Annotated in this window: 19 protein-coding genes and 2 tRNA genes; 8 read left to right on the forward strand and 13 right to left on the reverse strand. The window is 40.3% G+C overall.

What is annotated here, in order from left to right; genetic code table 11:
- Positions 1–906: 906 nt before the first annotated feature.
- A complete protein-coding gene (locus F1E73_RS11250; RefSeq protein ID WP_150451942.1) occupies positions 907–3,234 on the reverse strand; it encodes a beta-N-acetylhexosaminidase in 2,328 nt (775 codons plus the stop codon).
- A gap of 28 nt (positions 3,235–3,262) precedes the next feature.
- Positions 3,263–4,315: a carbohydrate-binding family 9-like protein gene (locus F1E73_RS11255; protein ID WP_150451943.1), complete on the reverse strand. Its 1,053-nt coding sequence runs from the start codon at positions 4,313–4,315 to the stop codon at positions 3,263–3,265.
- Positions 4,316–4,612: 297 nt separating this feature from the next.
- On the opposite strand from F1E73_RS11255, the gene F1E73_RS11260 reads away from it, so the two are divergent.
- The gene (locus F1E73_RS11260; RefSeq protein ID WP_086476258.1) at positions 4,613–5,701 is read left to right on the forward strand and encodes a sensor histidine kinase; all 1,089 of its coding nucleotides are present in this window, start codon (positions 4,613–4,615) and stop codon (positions 5,699–5,701) included.
- Positions 5,698–6,414 carry a LytR/AlgR family response regulator transcription factor gene (locus F1E73_RS11265; protein WP_086476259.1) on the forward strand — a complete coding sequence of 239 codons (717 nt, stop codon included), beginning with the start codon at positions 5,698–5,700 and terminating at the stop codon, positions 6,412–6,414. The genes F1E73_RS11260 and F1E73_RS11265 overlap by 4 nt, the downstream gene beginning before the upstream one ends.
- A 284-nt stretch (positions 6,415–6,698) precedes the next feature.
- Here F1E73_RS11265 and F1E73_RS11270 read toward each other — a convergent pair whose 3' ends face one another.
- The 5 genes from F1E73_RS11270 to F1E73_RS11290 all read right to left on the reverse strand — a co-directional run bounded on the left by F1E73_RS11270 (position 6,699) and on the right by F1E73_RS11290 (position 10,505).
- The gene (locus F1E73_RS11270; RefSeq protein ID WP_086476360.1) at positions 6,699–6,974 is read right to left on the reverse strand and encodes an ATP-dependent Clp protease adaptor ClpS; all 276 of its coding nucleotides are present in this window, start codon (positions 6,972–6,974) and stop codon (positions 6,699–6,701) included.
- A 21-nt stretch (positions 6,975–6,995) separates the two neighbouring features.
- Entirely contained in the window at positions 6,996–7,832 is an 837-nt protein-coding gene (gene prmA, locus F1E73_RS11275; RefSeq protein ID WP_086476260.1) for a 50S ribosomal protein L11 methyltransferase, read from the reverse strand.
- A gap of 174 nt (positions 7,833–8,006) precedes the next feature.
- Positions 8,007–8,756, reverse strand: coding sequence for a triose-phosphate isomerase (gene tpiA, locus F1E73_RS11280; RefSeq protein WP_086476261.1), 750 nt, complete (start codon positions 8,754–8,756; stop codon positions 8,007–8,009).
- A gap of 79 nt (positions 8,757–8,835) precedes the next feature.
- On the reverse strand, positions 8,836–9,933 hold the full coding sequence (locus F1E73_RS11285) for a BT_3928 family protein (RefSeq protein ID WP_086476262.1): 1,098 nt from the start codon (positions 9,931–9,933) through the stop codon (positions 8,836–8,838).
- Between the two features lie 20 nt (positions 9,934–9,953).
- Entirely contained in the window at positions 9,954–10,505 is a 552-nt protein-coding gene (locus F1E73_RS11290; protein WP_150451944.1) for a DUF1599 domain-containing protein, read from the reverse strand.
- Between the two features lie 108 nt (positions 10,506–10,613).
- Between F1E73_RS11290 and folP the strand changes: the two genes are divergently transcribed.
- Together folP and F1E73_RS11300 are read left to right on the forward strand one after the other, a co-directional pair.
- Positions 10,614–11,438 (forward strand): dihydropteroate synthase, encoded by an 825-nt coding sequence (gene folP, locus F1E73_RS11295; RefSeq protein ID WP_150451945.1) that lies wholly within the window; start codon positions 10,614–10,616, stop codon positions 11,436–11,438.
- A gap of 116 nt (positions 11,439–11,554) precedes the next feature.
- Complete coding sequence (locus tag F1E73_RS11300) at positions 11,555–12,340, forward strand: diadenylate cyclase (RefSeq protein ID WP_086476361.1); 786 nt, start codon at positions 11,555–11,557, stop codon at positions 12,338–12,340.
- A 66-nt stretch (positions 12,341–12,406) separates the two neighbouring features.
- Here F1E73_RS11300 and F1E73_RS11305 read toward each other — a convergent pair whose 3' ends face one another.
- Together F1E73_RS11305 and truA are read right to left on the reverse strand one after the other, a co-directional pair.
- Positions 12,407–14,173 carry an ABC transporter ATP-binding protein gene (locus F1E73_RS11305; RefSeq protein ID WP_086476265.1) on the reverse strand — a complete coding sequence of 589 codons (1,767 nt, stop codon included), beginning with the start codon at positions 14,171–14,173 and terminating at the stop codon, positions 12,407–12,409.
- Positions 14,166–14,918, reverse strand: coding sequence for a tRNA pseudouridine(38-40) synthase TruA (gene truA, locus F1E73_RS11310; RefSeq protein WP_150451946.1), 753 nt, complete (start codon positions 14,916–14,918; stop codon positions 14,166–14,168). The genes F1E73_RS11305 and truA overlap by 8 nt, the downstream gene beginning before the upstream one ends.
- 210 nt (positions 14,919–15,128) lie before the next feature.
- Here truA and F1E73_RS11315 point away from each other — a divergent pair, with 210 nt between their 5' ends.
- Complete coding sequence (locus F1E73_RS11315) at positions 15,129–15,629, forward strand: metallophosphoesterase family protein (RefSeq protein ID WP_150451947.1); 501 nt, start codon at positions 15,129–15,131, stop codon at positions 15,627–15,629.
- Between the two features lie 66 nt (positions 15,630–15,695).
- Here the strand turns inward: F1E73_RS11315 and F1E73_RS11320 are convergent, their stop codons facing one another.
- Positions 15,696–16,106: a DUF4293 domain-containing protein gene (locus tag F1E73_RS11320; protein WP_150451948.1), complete on the reverse strand. Its 411-nt coding sequence runs from the start codon at positions 16,104–16,106 to the stop codon at positions 15,696–15,698.
- A 198-nt stretch (positions 16,107–16,304) separates the two neighbouring features.
- Between F1E73_RS11320 and rho the strand changes: the two genes are divergently transcribed.
- The 3 genes from rho to F1E73_RS11335 all read left to right on the forward strand — a co-directional run bounded on the left by rho (position 16,305) and on the right by F1E73_RS11335 (position 19,740).
- A complete protein-coding gene (gene rho, locus F1E73_RS11325; RefSeq protein WP_086476269.1) occupies positions 16,305–17,984 on the forward strand; it encodes a transcription termination factor Rho in 1,680 nt (559 codons plus the stop codon).
- A gap of 324 nt (positions 17,985–18,308) precedes the next feature.
- On the forward strand, positions 18,309–18,986 hold the full coding sequence (locus F1E73_RS11330; RefSeq protein WP_086476270.1) for a hypothetical protein: 678 nt from the start codon (positions 18,309–18,311) through the stop codon (positions 18,984–18,986).
- Positions 18,987–19,026: 40 nt separating this feature from the next.
- A complete protein-coding gene (locus F1E73_RS11335) occupies positions 19,027–19,740 on the forward strand; it encodes a hypothetical protein (RefSeq protein ID WP_086476271.1) in 714 nt (237 codons plus the stop codon).
- A 95-nt stretch (positions 19,741–19,835) separates the two neighbouring features.
- Here F1E73_RS11335 and rpsT read toward each other — a convergent pair whose 3' ends face one another.
- From rpsT to F1E73_RS11350, 3 genes are all read right to left on the reverse strand, one after another.
- Complete coding sequence (gene rpsT, locus F1E73_RS11340; protein WP_086476272.1) at positions 19,836–20,087, reverse strand: 30S ribosomal protein S20; 252 nt, start codon at positions 20,085–20,087, stop codon at positions 19,836–19,838.
- A 50-nt stretch (positions 20,088–20,137) separates the two neighbouring features.
- A tRNA-Glu gene (locus F1E73_RS11345) sits at positions 20,138–20,209 on the reverse strand.
- A 73-nt stretch (positions 20,210–20,282) separates the two neighbouring features.
- Positions 20,283–20,354 (reverse strand) — tRNA-Glu (locus F1E73_RS11350).
- Between the last annotated feature and the right edge of the window lie 30 nt (positions 20,355–20,384).

Genomic DNA, 20,384 nt, shown 5'->3' on the forward strand with positions numbered 1-20,384 from the left:
ACCACATTCACCCCAGGGAGCGGGGAGCCCAAATCATCGGTTACAGTTCCAGTAACCGGATTGCCCTGCGCTACCATTCCCTGTATACAGAGAGATGCGAAAAGCAGTAAAAAGTAATGCAATTTCTTACTCATACTTCTGAATTTTAAATTAGTTAATTAGAGTTGTTAATTATTTGATAAAATTTGACCTTATTAGACAAAGGAGAAAACTATTTCGACCAACAACGAAGCCTACTTGCCAAAGGACAAGTTATCGCAACTGTTTGCTAGTAAAAATGAGCTGAAAATCCATCCACAAAGTCAAAATCATATCGTTTAAGGGGTGAAAAGTACTCATGCAGTTATTTCCTTTTAGAGTTCTTTAACACCGCGCCAAACATAGCTACAATTCATGATTTATCAAATACTAATTTTACTCTATTTTAAATTATCATATTTATTATTTAAAAGGCTTTATTTGGGAATTTGCAACCCGCCATTAAACTTAGCAGCAACCTTCCCTCCGAGTGCTTCATTTTTGCCAATGAATCTCAGAGGGTCCATATTTTATAACGCAAAACAGCCCCTATTTTCAGAAATTAAGGATCCTCTTTGTCCGAAATTGGTAAAAGAACTGTGATATATTGAAGAATATTATTGAAATAAGAGCCGTTAAATCTGTTAAATTTTTAACGTTATGGAGAGCCATCGATCCTTTTCCCAAAAATCAACGCTGAGGCTATATTTTGTTTTGACAACAGCCCTTTAGCTACCCCTGGCTTGGATTGCAACCACCCTCACAAGGTAATCTTCTGGCAACGTATTTCTATAAAATAGAAACGCCTAAAACAAGCCGAATTTTATATCGGCTTATTTTAGGCGAATCAGTTAAATGAGAGATACAAAGTATACCTCTCAAAAACTTTTACTCTACGATAATCTCATCTATAAACAACCAAGATCCACCACCAGTAGGGGGCGTTCCCAAATTGATAGCTTTTACCTTGATATATCTAGCAGATTGCTTTGTAAGATCGATGATAAAATCCTTTAATTCAGATTTCGTATTTGCGGCATAGTCTCTTTCCAAGACACCAGCCCTATCAAAGGACTTACCATCATTGGACAGCAAAACTTCCACTTCCACTGGAAAATAAATACCAGAGCCCTGATTCTCCAAAGCTCCCACAGTAACCCGTTCAATTTCCGTGGGCTCTTCCATGTCGATAATCAACTCCATATCATCTCCCAGCCATCCTTGCCATTGACCATCGTGAAAGTTTTTGGAACCTCTTACCACATTTACCATCCCAACATCCTTAGCTCCTTGATAGCTATCGTGGTATTTATTTAAATAGGTCACTGGTTTCCCCGCGGCCTTGTGGAAATTGATGGTTTTCTCCAATTGGGCACCCACGGGCTCTCCATCCTTAAATACCTGCGCTTTTACCTGGGTAGTCTTATCCAAGACTATGGGACTTTCATATTGCTGAGAATCACCATCAATATCGCTGCCATCTAATGAATATCGAATATCCGAATTTGGAAACTCATTTTTCAAAGCAATGGAAAGCGTACCCGTTTCTGAATCCACGGTTACATCCGTAGTTACTTGAAAGGCACTTTTAGCGTAATTAATTCCCATCACCTCGTACCTTTTAAACATCGCCTGAACCCTATTTGAGAAGTCGGCCCAACTTTTGTTTTCCTTCTTACTCCATACAGCCTCTGCCAATGCCGCCAAACGCGGATAGGTCATATATTGTGATTGTGCTTCAGTAGGTACAAACTCTGACCATAAATTTGCTTGACCCCCTAGTACATGTTTTTCCTGCTCTGGAGACATTCCTTCCACCACTGGGTCAAATTCGTACACCTTGCTCAATGGGGTAAATCCGCCCCATGCCATAGGCTCTACATCTTGATTCCCCTGATAATAATCGAAGTAAGAATGTGAGGTTGGAGACATCACTACATCGTGCCCTTCTTCAGAGGCTTTTAAGCCCCCTTCAAATCCACGCCAGCTCATTACCGTTGCTCCCGGTGCCAGTCCACCTTCCAATATTTCGTCCCAACCGATTAAGGTACGACCCTTAGAACTTATAAATTGTTCCATCCTTCTAATAAAGTAGCTTTGCAGCTCCTCTACGTTAGCCAATCCTTCCTCTTTTACCCTTCTTTTACAATCGGGACAAATTTCCCAATTGGTCTTGGTAGCCTCATCTCCTCCTACGTGAATATAGGGCGACGGGAACAGCTCCATTACTTCTATCAATACATTTTCTAAAAACTCGAAGGTAGACTCTTTCCCTGCACAATAAATTTCTGTAATAGGCCAAACTCCGCCCGAAGGCACCATAATAGGATTTTGGAAACAGGAAAGCTCCGGATATGCTGCTATAGCACTCATCACATGAGCAGGCATTTCTATCTCTGGCACCACATTAATCCCCCTGCTAGTGGCATAGGCTACAATTTCCTTTATATCTTCCTGGGTATAATATCCGCCATAGGTGGCCTCCTCCCCTAGTTCTGGGGTTCGTCTGGCATCCCAATGCTTATCTTCCTGATCTACCCTAAAGCCACCTACCTCCGTAAGTTTTGGGTATTTTTTAATTTCAATCCTCCACCCTTGGTCGTCCACCAAATGCAGGTGTAGGGTATTCATTTTCAACAATGCCAATTGGTCTATAGTTGCCAAAACATATTCCTTTTCAAAGAAATGACGGGATACATCCATCATAAATCCACGCCATTTAAATCGCGGACTATCCTTAATCTCTACAGCAGGAATAACCCAATCGCCATTTGTTACCTGGGTATCACTTTCTATGCTTACCGGAAGCAATTGCCTAACAGATTCCAACCCATATAAAAATCCGGAATACCCCTTAGCGGTCACCAGTACATTTTCTTCAGTAACTTTCAGCGTATAGGCCTCCTCTCCCATTGCTGGATCTAGGACCAACTTCACATAGTTTTTAGAGGGGGCGGCATCTACCACCTCCAATTGCCATCCCGCTGCTGCTTCAAATTTATTGAGTAAGACATCCGTCACCTCAGCGTATTTCTCAGGGACTACAAACCTGGTATCCTCATTAAATACAAACGCCCCTGCCATTAACTCCACTTTATCTGGCTTGGGAATAATATTGATATCGTTTTCCGCAAACTGCTTCTGAGATTGTCCTCCACAGCCTATTAATGCTACAAGCATCGTTACTCCCAACCATTTCCCCACTATTCTCTTCATACTAAACCTATTAACTAGTTACTTTTAATTAATTATTATTTAAACTTATAAACTGTCCATCTTCCTTTATCAATAGGACATTTCCGCTAAAAGGGCTCTTAACCCAAATATTATAGCCAGATTGATGTTTTTCTATGGTTGGCCGTATCACAGCGCCCAAGATCTCCTTAGGCTTCCCAACTTTCTTCTCGGCATCTTTTTCCTTATGCAGTACCCCCCTGTAGAGTGAATACAGATACCATTTAATATGATCGTCCTGGGGAATGGAAAATTGAACCTCAGCACCTACTGGCTCCGATGAGAAATATACATACCCCCAATGTTCGGGTTCGTGCATATTTATAACACCTTGAGGAGACCATACCCAATTGTATTCTGGGAGGTAATTTCCTTTTTCATCCTTTTTTCGGGAATACCGCCCCTCCGTTAGATCAAAATCCCAGTTTACCCTTGAAAAATTAAGTCGCCAAAAATCGTTTTCCGGCACCCTGCCATCTTTGGAAGCCTCGGTAATCACTTTCCAGGGAAGCGCTATTTCTACCGTCCACCCCTCATCCGTGTCGGAGGAATTATTAAGTGTACCCCTAATATCCACGGCCGACTTCACTCCTTGTATATCCCAACTATCTATTACCTTACCGTTGTTCCGGTATGGTTTGGTAAGGAATAGATCCCATACCGTATTGTGAGCGTTCATTTCAAATTCATAGTAATTATGGGTATCCCCTTCGGCATCTATAAAGATTTCAAAATCGTTATTGTAAAAAATAACGGTATCACGTTGTTTTAGGGTCGCCCAAATATGAGGTTCTTCCATTTCTGCCAGCACGTAAAGATAGTCCTCATCCCATAGCATCTTCATTCTGGTTCTATAGGTGGGAGTAAGTTGGCCTTCAATATCTATATAGTCTTCCGACCAAGGGGCCATTCTCCAGGAATTTTCATCCATCTTTCCATCTACCACTATGGCTTCATTGGTCTTATGGGCAATATAGCTTCTGGGAGTATCTTGGGCTTTTACCCCCAAAGACGCCAACAGCGCAACTAGGGCTATCATCCCAAACCTTCCTTTGTACTTCATCAAATTAAACATTTTATAAAATTTTAAACACGTACTTACAAGTTACTTCAATTAGATATTATTCACTTTACATCAAGGTCTCCTCAATGAGATTTCACTAAAAAAGGCCAGTGTTCCTATTTTTTTGCTAAATTTCGTGATTATTAAGGTTTCGACCCTGAGGAAAGCAAATTTAAACCAATAACCCAGATCGATTTCAAATATTTGACATTTTTATACCGACCAAAACAAAATTAGACCAACAACCATCCAATGAGGCACTACGTCCTTATAAGGAATAACCAACCGTTATAGCATATGCCATTAAATGATGGGATAGACCAATTGCTTAATCACAATACATCTAGGGATTATCGTATTAATTACAAACACCACCTAGTGTTCTGGCTGGTTTATTTTGTTTTTAACACCCTGCGTTGGACCAGCTTGCACAACGATTTTGAATATTCCCTTAAAACCAACCTATTAGGATTTCCCATTCATATGGCCTTGGCGTATTTTAACGTGTACTACTTAATGCCCAAATTTGTCTACACCAAAAAGTACGTAAAATTCACCTTATTGATATTGAGTTCTCTCTTTGTAATGCTTTTGGTGAAATATAACCTAACCTACTATTTAGTAAGCACTGATGTATGGCCAGAAGGACCTGAAAATGCCACTGGTCTTACCCTCAACTATGCAATTACCACCATGTTAGGGGAGCTTTATGTGATTGCCTTTGTCACGGCCATTAAAGTTACCATAGATTGGCTTAATGAAAGCAACAAACTTCATGAGTTGGAAAAAAGGCAGCTTACCACGGAACTAAAGTTCCTGAAATCACAGGTTTCCCCGCATTTTTTCTTTAACACCCTAAATAACATCTATGCACTCAGCTTGGAAAAATCGGACCGAGCTCCACAGATAATTATAAAACTATCCGAACTGATGCGCTATTTGCTCTACGGAACCAAAAAAAATCATCAAGAACTTGGCAAGGAATTAAATTGTATTGAAAATTATGTAGACTTAGAACGGATACGGTTTGATGAGTCCCTGCGAATCAATTTTAATATTTCGGGAGATCCAACCAACAAAACCATCGCCCCCATGCTATTGATCCCCCTTGTAGAAAACTGTTTTAAACACGGGGCCAATAAAAATATAGGCGAGATGGACATCACAATCGATATTGTTATAGAAGAATCGTTTTTATACTTTAAAGCAATCAATACCATCCCAGAAAATAAAACAAACCTTATTCCGTTAACCAAGGAAGGTGGAATTGGCCTGGAGAATGTAAAAAAAAGATTGGAACTAGGGTATGCCCCTGAAGATTACCATCTATCCATATTTGAAAAAGACAAAACGTTTAATGTAATTCTAAAATTAAAGGTACAATGAGTTATACAGTAGCAATAATTGATGATGAGCCACTAGCGGTTAAAATAATCAAGAACTACGTGGCCCAAATTAAGGAATTACAATTGAAGGCCACTTTTACCAATGCTATTGATGCCTCCTCATTTTTTCAGAAAAATGAGGTAGATATTGTTTTCCTAGACATCAACATGCCCATTATGAGCGGCTTGGAATTTCTTAACACCCTAAATACTGACGCCATGGTGGTTATCACCTCCGCTCACGAAGAATATGCCTTAAAAAGTTTTGAATTAGAGGCGATAGACTATTTAATGAAACCCATTCCTTTTCCCCGCTTTCTAAAAACAGTGAATAGGATCATTAAACTTAAGGAAGGGACCAAGCACCCTAAGCACCCTATGCCTGGAGAAAATCCCAGTATTTTCGTAAAGGTAGATAAGAAGAAAATGCAGAAGGTATATCTAGACGAGATTACGGTAATTGAGAGCTTAAAGGACTATATCCGAATACGCACCAAAACCAATAATTTTATTGTCCATAGCACACTTACCAGCTTTACGGAAGAGCTTCCCGAGGACAAGTTTTTAAGAATTCACAGGTCTTACACCATTGCTGTTGATAAAGTGGATGCCATAGAGGGCAATAGCATTGAGATTGGCGGGATTAGGTATACTATAGGAAGGTCTTATTTGCACGAGGTGAAAAGTATCCTCTTGGAGAATGCATTACTGTAATACCCCGTCTTTACTATAGGATGAAGTCTTCTTTCATATAAGACCATTTTATCCCCTCCAACACTATTGGCAGTGCACCCCATAATTAGGTGGATGCATAGGATGCTCTATAAGAGTTTAGCGAATGGAATTATGGGGAGCTAACATTGCCTAGGACAGTAAACGTTTACATTTACAACTTCCTGATCATGGAAACTGCTTAGCAATCATCCTTTTATAAAGTTATTTAATAAGACCTTATGGCATGGGTAGTGAAGGAAGATTAAACCTGTAAAATAAGAGCGCTATACGATTTCTGCACTTAATCCTGCCTGTAAAAGCAGGGTGCATCTTGGCTCCAACTCCTTATAATCCCCAGTTTTAACGGTACATTTACCGTTGTAATGAACAATTAAAGCGCATTGTTCTGCCTGTTCTGGCGCATGATCGCAAACTCTGATCAAGGTTTCAATAACATGATCAAAAGTATTGACATCATCATTAAATAGAACTATTTCATTCTGATTAGCAGTCTCTTCATCCAAAAGTAATTCCTCCGAGACTTTTTCTTTGGTACTCATAGAATCAATTTTCATAACTATCTAAATTACGTATTTTACCGCAACCCAATTGTTCTTTTCCAATTTTTTTTCAAATTTGAGCCCTACCTCCTCACACTTTTCGGTGATTATTGGAATATCTTCCACATAGAAACCACTTAAGAACAGCAGTCCATCTGGAGCAAGACATTTCACATAGGCCGGAATATCCTCCAGCAAGATGTTTCTATTAATATTCGCAATAATAATATCGTATTGTTGATCTACCAATAAATCGGCGGTTCCTTCGTATACTTTAATATGATTACAATTGTTTCGCTCCACATTTTCCAAAGCATTTAAATAGCACCAATTGTCAATATCAATCGCATCGATGCTTTTGGCTCCTTTCATGGCCGCCAAAATTGCTAATACCCCGGTTCCGCTCCCCATATCTAGGACCGACTTCCCTTTAAAATCGTGTTCCAAGATGTGCTGCAACATCATATGGGTAGTTTCATGGTGCCCAGTACCAAAGCTCATCTTTGGCTCTATAACAATATCGAACTCCACCTCTGGCTTTTCATGAAAAGGGGCACGTACCACACACTTATCTCCTACTTGTATCGGATTAAAGTTCTGCTCCCAGGTGGCGTTCCAGTTCTCCTGTTCTATTTCCACAAATGAGTATTCTATAGCAAACAGGCTATTACTAAGAATTGCTAAACCCTCTAAAATTTCAGGATTCCATTCCTCCTTTTTAATATAGGCTTGTACTCCCTCATCGGTTTCCACGAAGCTTTCAAAGCCACGTTCTCCCAATTCGGCGATCAAAATATCCGAAGCTGGCTGCAGGGGTTTTACCGTAAAATTGTACTCTAAATAAATGGAATTAGACATAGCGTGTACTTAATATTGAATAAAATGGAACCTGGTTCAATATTCCAGGCAGCTAGACCTCCATGCATTTATGGAGACCGCAGTTTACTGGTATAACCACATCAAATCCTTTTAGGGAAGCAGTCCCTTGCTGAAATTGATGTGGTTCAGCAGTTAACATTAATAATACTTTACTTAAATAGCGTTTATTATCGCTACAAAATCATCTGCTACCAAAGAAGCTCCCCCAATGAGTCCGCCATCCACGTCTGGCTTGGAAAAAATCTCTTCTGCGTTACTAGGCTTCACACTACCTCCATAAAGAATGGATACATTATTAGCTACCTCAGCGTTTACAGCATCGGTAATAGCCTTACGTATAAATGCGTGCATTTCCTGTGCTTGCTCTGGCGAGGCGGTTTCCCCGGTACCAATGGCCCAAACAGGCTCATAGGCCAATATAATCTTACTCCAGTCCGAAGCGTCCAAATCAAACAATGCATTCTTCAACTGACTCTCTACTACGGTAAAATGATTATCAGATTTCCTATCTGCCAATTCTTCTCCAAAGCAGAACATCACTCTCATATTTTTAGCCAATGCGGCCTTCACTTTTTTGGCAAGAATCTCATCTGTTTCACCAAAATAGGCTCTCCTTTCAGAATGCCCAATAATTACGGTATCTACGCCGATTCCCAACAACATATCCGCAGAGATCTCACCTGTATAGGCACCGTTTTCCGCAAAATGCACATTCTGTGCAATTACTTGTACCGCCGAGGACTCCAACGCCTTTTTAGCCGCCGCAAGGTTTACGTAAGTGGGTGCTACCATTACTTCTGCCTTGGTTTCTGGCAATTTAGCGGAAAGATCAGCCAACAACGCTTCGGTTTCCGCCAAGTTTTTATTCATTTTCCAATTTCCTGCTACAATTTTACTTCTCATGTTCTTTTAATTAGGTTGTTGTTCTTTTACTATCTACTTAACCAATACTACTCCCCACCAAAGGGAATCATAATTGGGGCTATTCTAGTTTCAGTTTCTTTATATCATTATAATGGACCTTTTCCGTGATGGTTCCCTTTTCCAAGACCAAGATACCAGGATTGGATCTTACCATAGTTTTTAAGGTGGTTTCGTCCGTAAAGTAAAAGTCGAAATTCAATCGATAATCCTTTTTTACTCCCCCTGTATAATCCGAGTCGGAGGCCGACATCCCGATTACCTTATAGCCATTTTTAACAGCTCTTTCCGATAAGCTTTTAATTTCCCCAAATACATTGAGGTTCGCTTTTCTTAAATCGTAGGCTATGACCATCATTAACTTTGGCTCCTGCAAAAGGGACGCTGCAAAGTCTTCTCCCTCCTTTTCTATGGTAAAATCGTGAATGGGAGGCTCATATCCCTTCTGCACTTCCGTAGTCTCCACCCCTATAAACTCTCCCTCCACACTGGGATAATCTCCTTGGGTAACAATAATCTGTTCTTCCCCGTCTACCTTAAATTTCCATGCATAATCAAAAATGGGCATCGGCGCTCCTTCGGGCACCGTCATCCCCTCTTCTATATTGGCTCCAATTTTATAGGGCCTAAAATCTACCGCCGGCAAATGATGAAGCACATGGTATACAAAGATAGCGGAAGCCAACAAAGTAAGCCCTACAATAAATCTTTTTGCTCCATTTCCTAAAATAGGCTTAATGGTCTTCATGCCCAGTACCAAGATAATTATGAGCACCAACAGCACAATGTCCTTGGCAAAGGATTCCCATGGGGTAAGTTTAATGGCGTCCCCGAAACACCCACAATCCGTAACCTTGTTAAAATAAGCCGAATAAAAGGTAAGGAAGGTGAAGAATACAATCATTACCAGCAAGCTCCATATGGTAAATTTAATACGGAATCCTACCAAGAGCATAACCCCCAGCAAAACTTCTAAAATTACCAATGCGATGGAAATTTCCAAAGCAATGGGTTCTAGCGAGGGGAGGTTTAATACCCCAGCGCTAAAATATTCTTCCAACTTAAAAGAGAATCCAACGGGATCGTTCAATTTTATCAGTCCACTAATAATAAATAACAACCCAACTACGGCACGACTAAATCCTACTAAATATTTCATATTAAATTTTATATAGCTTTTTAATCTTCTTGCTCATTAGAATCAAGAAGAATCATTGCAAATATGGCATAATTGATCATGTCCTGGTAATTGGCGTCTATACCCTCGCTTACCAGTGTTTTTCCTTTATTATCCTCTATCTGTTTTACCCTAAGTAATTTTTGCAGAATAAGATCTGTTAAGGAGCTAACCCTCATATCTCTCCAGGCTTCCCCATAATCGTGATTTTTATTCTCCATCAAGGTTTTTGCTATAGCGATGTGTTCATCATATAGGCTTACGGCCTCCGCAACCGAAAGATCTGGCTGCTCTACTACCCCTTTTTGCAGTTGAATTAAGGCCATAACGGAATAATTTACAATCCCAATAAACTCGGATTGCTCATCCTCGTCTACCTTACGCACTTGGTTCTCCTGCAAACCCCTTATGCGCTGTGCCTTTATATAGATTTGATCTGTAAGGGAAGGCAATCGTAAAATGCGCCATGCACTCCCGTAATCATGCATCTTTTTCTGAAAGAGATCCCTACATTTTTCTACTACGGTATCGTATTGCTTAGAGGTTTTACCCATGTAATTAATCTAATTTGTGTAAATTTCGCCTAAATTTTTAAGGAAATCAAAAATCGAGGTTTTTAAGCAACTTCCCAAAGTTTTGAGCCCTTTTATCTTATTAAACTTATGACCATAAATTGCAAAGGAAATTTGGTGGATCTTAGCACCCCTAAGGTGATGGGAATCCTAAACGTTACCCCAGATTCGTTTTATGATGGGGGCCGGTATAAAAATGAGGATGAAATTAAGACCCAGGTAGGGAAAATGCTACAGGAGGGAGCCACATTTATAGATCTGGGGGCGTATAGCAGTAGGCCTGGAGCCCTACATATTGGCGAGGAAGAGGAGTTACAACGCATCCTTCCCATCGTAGAGCTATTGGTGGCGACCTTTCCAAATATTTTATTATCCATTGACACCTTTAGGAGCAAGGTTGCCCACGAATGCATATTAGCTGGCGCTGCCTTGATAAACGATATTTCGGCAGGAAGCCTAGACCCAAAAATGATGGCCACGGTAGCCTCTCATCAAGTGCCCTTTATTTTGATGCACACCAAGGGAAACCCAAGAAATATGGCTCAGCAAACAGACTACCAAGATTTATTAGGAGACATTTTATATTACTTCTCTGAAAAGATTCTCTTGGCAAGGCAGGAAGGAATAAACGATCTGATTATAGATCCCGGGTTTGGGTTCGCAAAAACCCTGGAACAAAATTATGAGGTTATGCAGAAAATGGAATTGTTCCATCAATTGGAGTTGCCCCTGCTTACAGGAATCAGCAGGAAGTCCATGATCTATAAACTTTTAAATACTACCCCTCAAGAAGCCTTAAATGGCAGCACCGCGTTAAACATGTTTGCTCTTTCCAAGCAATCCCACATATTACGGGTGCACGATGTAAAGGAGGCCATGGAATGCATCACCATTTACAACGCCCTACAGGCATAACGACTGGAGAAAGCTACAGTGAAATCCCACAAAAACAAAAGAGGAAGACCTCAATATTTTTCCCTGATTTAATTTGGGGTTCTTTCTTATTTCCTATTTTTACAAAAACCCTAACATTGGATTTTCTAAATTTCTTAGATTTTAACGTAACAGATTTAATAGACATCTTTTTGGTGGCCATCTTGTTGTACTACATATACAAATTAGTACGCAGAACGGTTGCCATTAATATTTTTATAGGGATTGTCATAGTCTGGGCATTTTGGAAATTGACTGAGGTCTTAGATATGACCATGATCAGCAGTATGGTTGGTGGCTTTATGCAGGTGGGACTTATTGCCCTTATTATTGTCTTTCAACAAGAAATACGAAAATTTCTATTAATGGTAGGCTCTACCAACCTTGCCTCTAAACGCAACTTCTTAAAACATTTTAAGTTTATGCGGGAAGACGGACTCTCCATAGGAACCAATGTGGATGCCTTGATCAGTGCCTGCGAGAAAATGGGCAGCACCAAGACCGGGGCCCTCTTGGTAATAGAAAGAAATAACTCTTTGGATTTTGTAAAATCTACCGGGGATAAAATGAACATTGAAATTAACCAGCCCATCATAGAAAGTATCTTTTATAAGAACAGCCCTTTACACGATGGAGCTGCGGTGATCCAAGACAATTATATTGTAGCCACCCGAGTAATTCTACCGGTATCCAATGAACGTACCATCCCCTTAAGATTTGGTCTAAGACATAGAGCAGCGGTAGGGATTACGGAAAAAACGGATGCCCTGGCATTAATTGTTAGCGAGGAAACCGGACTTATCTCTTATATTAAAAACGGAGAATTTATACTGTTCAATAATTTGGATGAGTTAGCCAGCCAAATAAAGGAAGACCTTATGTAATTACACTGCTAAAAGCAGAGGTAAGACTTAGAATTCACAAGAATAACCGAAACAGCAATACCCTCTTTACAGCACCTCTTCGGTTAAGAACTGGGCTTCGTACAGGTTCTGATAATACCCATTTTGCTTTAAGAGCTCTTTATGGGTGCCCATTTCCACAATCTTCCCTTGATCCATTACCAATATTTTATCGGCTTTCTTAATAGTTGCCAGTCTATGAGCAATAATTATAGACGTTCTGCCCTCTGTAATTTTTTCGGTAGCCCTTTGTATCAACTGTTCGGAATAGGTGTCTACCGAAGAGGTAGCCTCATCCAGTATCAGAATACTGGGATTGCTTACATAAGCCCTTAAAAAGGCTATAAGCTGCCTTTGACCACTAGAAAGCATAGTTCCACGCTCCTTTATATTATAGCGGTAGCCTTCCGGGAGACTAGTTATAAACTGATGTACCCCAATCTGCTTGGCGGCCTCCTCCAAATGCAGCTCGGTAATTTCATCATCCTTTAAAGAAATATTATTTGCGATGGTATCGGCAAACAGGAAAACATCTTGCAACACCACAGCAATCTTAGATCGGAGGGAGCTTAATTTATAATCCCTAATATCTACGCCATCCACTTTAATACTGCCCGAATTAATCTCATAGAATCGGTTTAACAAATTAATAATAGTAGATTTTCCCGCACCCGTTGCCCCTACAATGGCTATGGTCTCCCCAGCGTTCACCTTAAAAGAGACGCCGTGTAACACCTCTTCATCTTCCAAGTATCCAAAACGCACATCACAGAACTCTATATCCCCCTTAATAGTATCTTTTTCCACCGTACCAAGATCTTCAATATTGCTATTGGTATCCAAAATTTTAAAGACCCTATTTGCGGCAACCATTCCCATCTGCAAGGTATTAAACTTGTCTGCTATTTGCCTTAGAGGACGAAACAACATACTGGAAAGCAGTATAAACATAAAAATGGTTCCGTATTCTTCCTTCCCTATATTGGCCACATTCTGAAGTCCGCCATACCAAACGATTAACCCCACCGTAATAGAAGAAACAATCTCGGCAATAGGAAAAAAGATGGAGTTATACCAGACTGTTCTCAGCCAGGCGTTTTGATGTTTTTCATTGATTTCCCTAAACTTTTCCTTTTCAATTTCCTCACGGGTAAAAAGCTGCACTATTTTCATTCCCGTAATACGCTCTTGTACAAAGGAGTTTAAATTGGAAACCTGTGCCCTAACTTCTATAAAAGCAACCTTCATTGCTTGCTGAAACAATCTGGTAGCGTACAATAGTATTGGCAAAACCGCAAAAACGATCAAGGCCAGTTTCCAATTAGTAAAGAGCATTACGGAGGCTACTACCACCATTTTTAAAAGATCCGAGACAATTACAAAGAAGCCCTGACTAAAGATTTCCCCTATTCGTTGCATATCGGTAACGGCCCTGGTTACCAACAAACCAATGGAGGAATTGTCATAGTACTTCATCTTAAAACTCATCAAATGCTGAAAAAGACGAATTCGGATATCTTTAATTACGGACTCCCCCAACCAATTGGCGTAGTAATTAAATAACAGCTGGCAAATCACCTCTCCCAACAATACGCCCACCATGGCCAGAATAAGATTTAACAATTTGGCACTATCCTTATTGGTAATGGCATTGTCTACAATCTCCCCCACCAAAATAGGGGTCAACACAGCAAATCCCGAAAGCAATATAGCCGACACGGCAACGCCAAAAAACGTTGCCATATAAGGTTTCACATGCCTTAGCAATCGCCTAAACAATCTAAAATCAAATGCCTTACCGGTATCTTTATCCATGTTTTCCTATACTATTATCCGGATACTTAATTGCTGTTAAATATAAGCCTTTTGCCGGTACGGATGCCCCGGCCCTACTTCTATCCTTACTCTCTAATATGGAGACAACCTCTAACAAGGAAGTCTTTCCCTTTCCCACATCTATTAATGTTCCCACAATGGCACGCACCATATTGCGCAAAAATCGGTCGGCCACAATGGTAAACACCAATTTATTATTATCCACTGTCCATTTTGCGCTCCGAAGATCACACCTAAAGGTTTTTACATCGGTATTAGACCTGGAAAAGCATTCAAAATCTTTCTGTCCCACTAAAATACTGGCTGCCTTGTTCATTTGGGCAATATTTAACGGATATTTCACATGATAGGCCCCATCATTTAAAAATGGATCCTTCTCATTAACCACCCAATACTCATAAGTTCGCTCCGTTGCATCAAATCTTGCATGGGCCGTATCGGGGACAGGAAAAATAGCTTGCACCGCCAAATCTGGGGGCAAAAACGAATTCAACCTTTGGCACAAGGCCTCCGTTTCCAAAACCAAACTACAGTCAAAATGAGCAAACATCACCTTGGCATGCACCCCAGCATCCGTTCTACCCGCCGCCGTAATCTGAATGGTCTCCCTTAACAACAGAGACAAGGCGTGCTGCAAAACCTCCTGTACAGTAAGCGCATTGGGCTGAATTTGCGAGCCGTGATACCTTTTCCCGTGATATGAAAATTGGATGAAATATCTCAACAGAATCAATTAGTTTTGTGGATGGCAAAGATACTTGTTCTGGATTAGAAAAAATAAAAAAGATTCCTTAGCGCATCCCCTTTGGACTTTATTAAAAACATTTTTTTTGGCGATGGAACCGCTAAGCAGCCCATAAACGGACTAAGGCTACTTAACATCACTGCACCTAAAAAAAGGAGTTCCCCTCCTCAAAAAAAGTAAAGAAACAATATGACTAAAATATTACTACTGAGCGACACCCATAGCCATATGGACGAGCAAATATTGAAATATGTGAAACAGGCAGATGAAGTATGGCATGCCGGTGACATCGGAAGTTTAGCCGTCACGGATGCCATCAAAGAAATTAAGCCGCTCAGAGGTGTTTACGGAAATATAGATGAGCATAAGATACAATTGGAATTTCCGTTAGACAACCGATTTAAATGTGAGGGCGTAGATGTATGGATCACCCATATCGGTGGCTACCCCAACAAATACAATACGCGCATACGGGAAAAAATAAAAGAGAATCCACCTAAGATATTCATCTCAGGACATTCCCACATTCTAAAAGTTATGTGGGACAAAAAATTAAACCTACTCCATATGAATCCCGGTGCCTGCGGAACCCACGGTTTTCATCAGGTGAGAACCATGCTAAGATTTGTCATTGACGGGGAAGAGATCAAAGATCTGGAGATTATAGAACTAGGGAAAAGAGGTGGATAAAAGCCCATAAAAAAACCCGGGAACAACCCCGGGTTTTAACGCACTAATACTACTAAGATGTTAGGCTTAACGTAAACGATCCACAGATTTTACAAGATCTTCATCCTTTTTAATAGCCCTGTTAGCCAGCACTAAAAAAACGATAGAAAATACAGGAATCAGCATCCCAATACCCTTCTCTGAAACCGAGGTCTCTCCGGATAAGTTTAGAGATCGATAAACGAAAAATCCTAGTAAAAAAAGATTCAATATCATGTTCAATCTGTTCATCACAAATTGATTTTTCCTATTTTTATACATCATTATGGCCACCAATGCCAAAACTGCACTCCCGTAAAAGGCAAGTGAAACGAATACTGCATTATCCGCATATAATTCGTTCCCAGCGGCATCGGACCATAGATTCACAAAAAAGGGCAAAACTGCCCCAAGAATGATAACCACAATTAAATAAAGAGTCTGTATTCTTTGAATCATGAATTCTTATCGTCTATGAGAAAGCAAAAATAAGCGTCTTTTTAAAATTTATCCACTAAATATTGAAAATTATTTGTAATTTTGCGTTGTTATAAGTCAAATCACTTACCAACAAGGGCTTACACGCCCGGTTTATTACCCAAAACAAGTACAGTATACTTCATACTTTCGAAATACGTATAATTTATTCAAAACTTAATGTTTGAAATTTCAGAATTAAAATCAAAAAAGCTTCCTGAGCTTCAGGAAATAGCCAAAGGCTTAAATGTAGCCAAGTTTAAATCTTTAAAAAAACTGGATTTAGTCTATCAAATTTTGGACGTTCAGGCTTCCAACCCCAAAATTGTCCAGGAGAACCTAACCGCAGCCGCTGTGCAGCCCGAGAAGACGGACCCCAAGCCCAAAAGGGCCAGGGTAGTTAAAAAGGATCCACCTGCCCCTGCTGAAAAGCCAGGTCCGGCACCCACCAAAGCAAAAGAGGAGGGTACCGATACTCCGGTCAAAAAACGCGTACCGGCTTCCAAATCACCCTCGGAGGACCAAAAGCAAGAGAAGAGCAGGCCAGAAAGAACCCCACGCACACAAAACGCTTCGGGCCCTACAAAGAGAGATCATCAGAAGAACTCCAGTCAACAAAACACGGGTCAACCCAACAAGCAACAACACAAGAAAAGTCCACACCACCAAAAGTCAAACGCAGACAAAGGAAACAGTAACTTTGACAAGGACTTAAAAAATAAATATAAGGAACCCGAATACGAATTTGACAGTATAATTGAAAGCGAGGGTGTACTAGATATTATGCAGGATGGTTACGGATTTCTAAGGTCTTCCGATTACAATTACCTTTCTTCCCCAGATGACATCTACGTATCCCAATCGCAGATTAGGTTATTTGGATTAAAAACAGGGGATACCGTTTTAGGTAACGTTAGACCTCCAAAAGAAGGTGAAAAATATTTCCCGCTAATTAAGGTGAACAAGATTAACGGAATAGACCCACAAATAGTTAGGGACCGAGTTGCATTTGAGCACTTAACCCCGCTTTTCCCTCAGGAAAAATTTAACTTGGCAGAACGCCAAAGCACTATATCTACCCGCATAATTGACCTATTCTCCCCTATTGGAAAAGGCCAAAGAGGGATGATTGTTTCCCAGCCAAAAACTGGTAAAACGATGTTGCTTAAGGATATTGCCAATGGTATTGCCGCCAATCACCCAGAGGTATACCAAATTATCCTTCTAATTGACGAAAGACCGGAAGAAGTTACAGACATGCAGCGAAATGTACGCGGCGAGGTAGTAGCCTCTACTTTCGACAAGGAAGCTACAGAACACGTGCGCGTTGCCAATATTGTATTGGAAAAAGCAAAACGTCTTGTAGAATGTGGACACGATGTAGTAATCCTATTAGATTCTATCACCCGTCTTGCAAGAGCTTACAACACAGTACAGCCAGCCTCTGGAAAAGTATTGAGTGGAGGGGTGGATGCGAACGCACTTCACAAGCCAAAAAGATTCTTTGGAGCTGCCAGAAACATCGAAGGAGGTGGATCTTTATCCATCATAGCAACGGCACTTACCGAAACTGGATCTAAAATGGACGAGGTGATTTTTGAGGAATTTAAAGGAACCGGTAACATGGAACTTCAGTTGGATAGAAAAATCTCCAACAGAAGAATATTCCCTGCTATAGACCTCACCTCTTCCAGTACAAGGAGGGACGACCTACTGTTGGATGAAAACACCATTCAGCGTATGTGGATCATGAGAAAATACTTGGCAGATATGAATCCTGTAGAAGCTATGGAATTCATAGAACAGCGGTTTAAGCAAACCAAGAACAACGAAGAGTTCTTACTGACCATGAATCAGTAGCATTTAGCGCTAACCGTAGGATAAATTATTACTCCCGATTGACAAATTTGCCAATCGGGAGTTTTTTTTCATGCAACATGAAACACCCTTTCCTCATCCTTTTCCCAAGAATTATTCTGGACACCCTACCCCAATAATCGCACTACTCCCCTCCCTTATACCTGAAACCTACAGACATTTATAAACGGACTTCAGACACCAATTAATGATATTTTGAAGTATATTTATTTTTTAAGCGCGGTATTATCAGTAATTTAACAGGCTCCCCCCAGTCTTTATAACGATATAACCTAATAACACCAACCAATCTAAATAACCAACCTTATGAAGTATCTAAAAAAAGTTGCAAAACCAAGCGCACTATTAACCCTACTTTTATTAGCAATTGCCTCCTGCAAACCTTCCCCAGAACCAGCCCCTACCCCTGTAAAGGCACCCGCACAGATAGTTTCCGTTGCGCAAGCAAAACAGATGTACGATGCCTATGGAGAGCGCCGCGTAGGACTCATAGAAAGATTTGAGAACGAACAAAGTCCAGAAAAAAAGTTTGACGTGGCCAGATTTGGATCTTATGACTACCAAACCATAAAGGACTACTTAAACTATATTGAACAGGAAGCAAAAAAGGCCAATGTGGAGATCTCAACTTTACGTTTTTATTTCTCCAATTATCCAGATCAGGAGACTTTTAAAGACGGCAGAAAGATTAAGCACCCTAAGCAAAACTCCTTTTTTCTAATACCCACAACAAAAGACGATAAAAAGGAGGATTATGCCTTTTATATCCAAGAGGATGACGCTGGCAACCGAACTCCCATCCTTCTAACAAACAACTTAAACCCTAAGAAAAAAGGGAATGCCACCCCAAGTCAAGAACAAGACAATGAAAAGATGGAAGCTTCCATGCTCCCCAACTTTACTAACAAAACCTTGTTTGCCAAAAACACAAGCCTCATCCTGAACGAGGCAGATATGACCCCTCCACCATATACGGAGAATTAAGACAGCTCAAGACTCGTTGCACCCTATTTCACCCCCACCAATGGAAAAGGCATTTATAGACCTAATACTGGAGAACTTATACAGACCCTTATACGGCTTAACGGTACTGGTAGCATTAATCAAATACCCAAAGTACTACAACACCCCGTTAAAGCTATTCCCGGTCATAGCCATGTACACCTTCCTTACAGAGTTACTGGGCTATATCACCAAAAATTACGAAGTATACGATATTACCATTTTCTCGGCTTTTGTAGCGCATAATGTAATTATCTACAACATCTACAATATTATCTTCTTCAGCTTCTTTTTTTATGTGTATTGGAGCTATTTGACACATCCTAAATACAAAAGAATAATCCTATACGGAAGCATAATATTCCTGGTTGTTACTATAGCCAACGTCTTTCTACAGAGTTTTATATTGGAATCCCAAATATTCAGTTATTTGGCAGGAGGGCTACTTATTCTCCTATGTACGATACTGCTATTTTTAGAACGGAAAAAGATACAAGAAAGACAAGGGTTTAGGTTTGAGGGTATAAAGTGGATCAGTATTGGACTTTTTATTTTTTATGCAGGCTACCTCCCCATTAAGGTTATTAGATATCATAATTACCTTTATAAAATAAACGAGTACATACACCTAAGGAGGATTCATCTAAGTTTAGTGTGCCTCCTATACATATGTTTTATAGTTGGTCTTTTAAAGATGAAGCGTAAATTCTGGATCCTATCCAGCAAACGAAGCTAAGGGCTAAATAGTTATAGCGTTAACCAAGACCCAACAAAAAAACGCCCTTTCCATCAGGAAAGGGCGTTTCTTAAATACCGTTATAATAAATAGCGTTAGAGTGCAGCTACTTGCTTAGTAAGCTTACTCTTAAGGTTAGCAGCTTTGTTAGCGTGAATAATGTTACGCTTTGCCAATCTATCGATCATGCTTACTACACTTGGCAATAATTTCTCAGCAGCTTCCTTATCCTCTTCTGCACGCAATTTTCTTACTGCATTACGAGTTGTTCTGTGCTGGTACCTGTTACGTAAACGTACTGCCTCGTTTCTTCTGATTCTCTTTATTGCTGACTTATGGTTTGCCATTTCTTTTTAATTATAATTTTTTAATGGGAGCTATCCCTTTCGCTACTATGTAGTCCGTAGGGGATTCGAACCCCTGCTACCAGGATGAAAACCTGGCGTCCTAACCCCTAGACGAACGGACCATTCTAATTTTTGATTTACGGACCTTGCCGATGCACTGTCCTAATCCTAAATTAATATTTCAAAAAACCTTTGTAGTCCGTAGGGGATTCGAACCCCTGCTACCAGGATGAAAACCTGGCGTCCTAACCCCTAGACGAACGGACCAACTAATTCCTAATTGCGGATGCAAAAATA

It is taken from the genome of Arenibacter lacus (assembly GCF_008711145.1).
In the GTDB taxonomy this organism is placed as follows: domain Bacteria; phylum Bacteroidota; class Bacteroidia; order Flavobacteriales; family Flavobacteriaceae; genus Arenibacter; species Arenibacter amylolyticus.

What these genes read in the sequence shown, in the direction of transcription:
- F1E73_RS11250 (WP_150451942.1), bottom strand. Translation starts at nt 3,234, where the DNA reads ATGAAGAGAATAGTGGGGAAATGGTTGGGAGTAACGATGCTTGTAGCA.
- F1E73_RS11255 (WP_150451943.1), bottom strand. Translation starts at nt 4,315, where the DNA reads ATGAAGTACAAAGGAAGGTTTGGGATGATAGCCCTAGTTGCGCTGTTG.
- F1E73_RS11260 (WP_086476258.1), top strand. Translation starts at nt 4,613, where the DNA reads ATGCCATTAAATGATGGGATAGACCAATTGCTTAATCACAATACATCT.
- F1E73_RS11265 (WP_086476259.1), top strand. Translation starts at nt 5,698, where the DNA reads ATGAGTTATACAGTAGCAATAATTGATGATGAGCCACTAGCGGTTAAA.
- F1E73_RS11270 (WP_086476360.1), bottom strand. Translation starts at nt 6,974, where the DNA reads ATGAGTACCAAAGAAAAAGTCTCGGAGGAATTACTTTTGGATGAAGAG.
- prmA (WP_086476260.1), bottom strand. Translation starts at nt 7,832, where the DNA reads ATGTCTAATTCCATTTATTTAGAGTACAATTTTACGGTAAAACCCCTG.
- tpiA (WP_086476261.1), bottom strand. Translation starts at nt 8,756, where the DNA reads ATGAGAAGTAAAATTGTAGCAGGAAATTGGAAAATGAATAAAAACTTG.
- F1E73_RS11285 (WP_086476262.1), bottom strand. Translation starts at nt 9,933, where the DNA reads ATGAAATATTTAGTAGGATTTAGTCGTGCCGTAGTTGGGTTGTTATTT.
- F1E73_RS11290 (WP_150451944.1), bottom strand. Translation starts at nt 10,505, where the DNA reads ATGGGTAAAACCTCTAAGCAATACGATACCGTAGTAGAAAAATGTAGG.
- folP (WP_150451945.1), top strand. Translation starts at nt 10,614, where the DNA reads ATGACCATAAATTGCAAAGGAAATTTGGTGGATCTTAGCACCCCTAAG.
- F1E73_RS11305 (WP_086476265.1), bottom strand. Translation starts at nt 14,173, where the DNA reads ATGGATAAAGATACCGGTAAGGCATTTGATTTTAGATTGTTTAGGCGA.
- F1E73_RS11315 (WP_150451947.1), top strand. Translation starts at nt 15,129, where the DNA reads ATGACTAAAATATTACTACTGAGCGACACCCATAGCCATATGGACGAG.
- F1E73_RS11320 (WP_150451948.1), bottom strand. Translation starts at nt 16,106, where the DNA reads ATGATTCAAAGAATACAGACTCTTTATTTAATTGTGGTTATCATTCTT.
- rho (WP_086476269.1), top strand. Translation starts at nt 16,305, where the DNA reads ATGTTTGAAATTTCAGAATTAAAATCAAAAAAGCTTCCTGAGCTTCAG.
- F1E73_RS11330 (WP_086476270.1), top strand. Translation starts at nt 18,309, where the DNA reads ATGAAGTATCTAAAAAAAGTTGCAAAACCAAGCGCACTATTAACCCTA.
- F1E73_RS11335 (WP_086476271.1), top strand. Translation starts at nt 19,027, where the DNA reads ATGGAAAAGGCATTTATAGACCTAATACTGGAGAACTTATACAGACCC.
- rpsT (WP_086476272.1), bottom strand. Translation starts at nt 20,087, where the DNA reads ATGGCAAACCATAAGTCAGCAATAAAGAGAATCAGAAGAAACGAGGCA.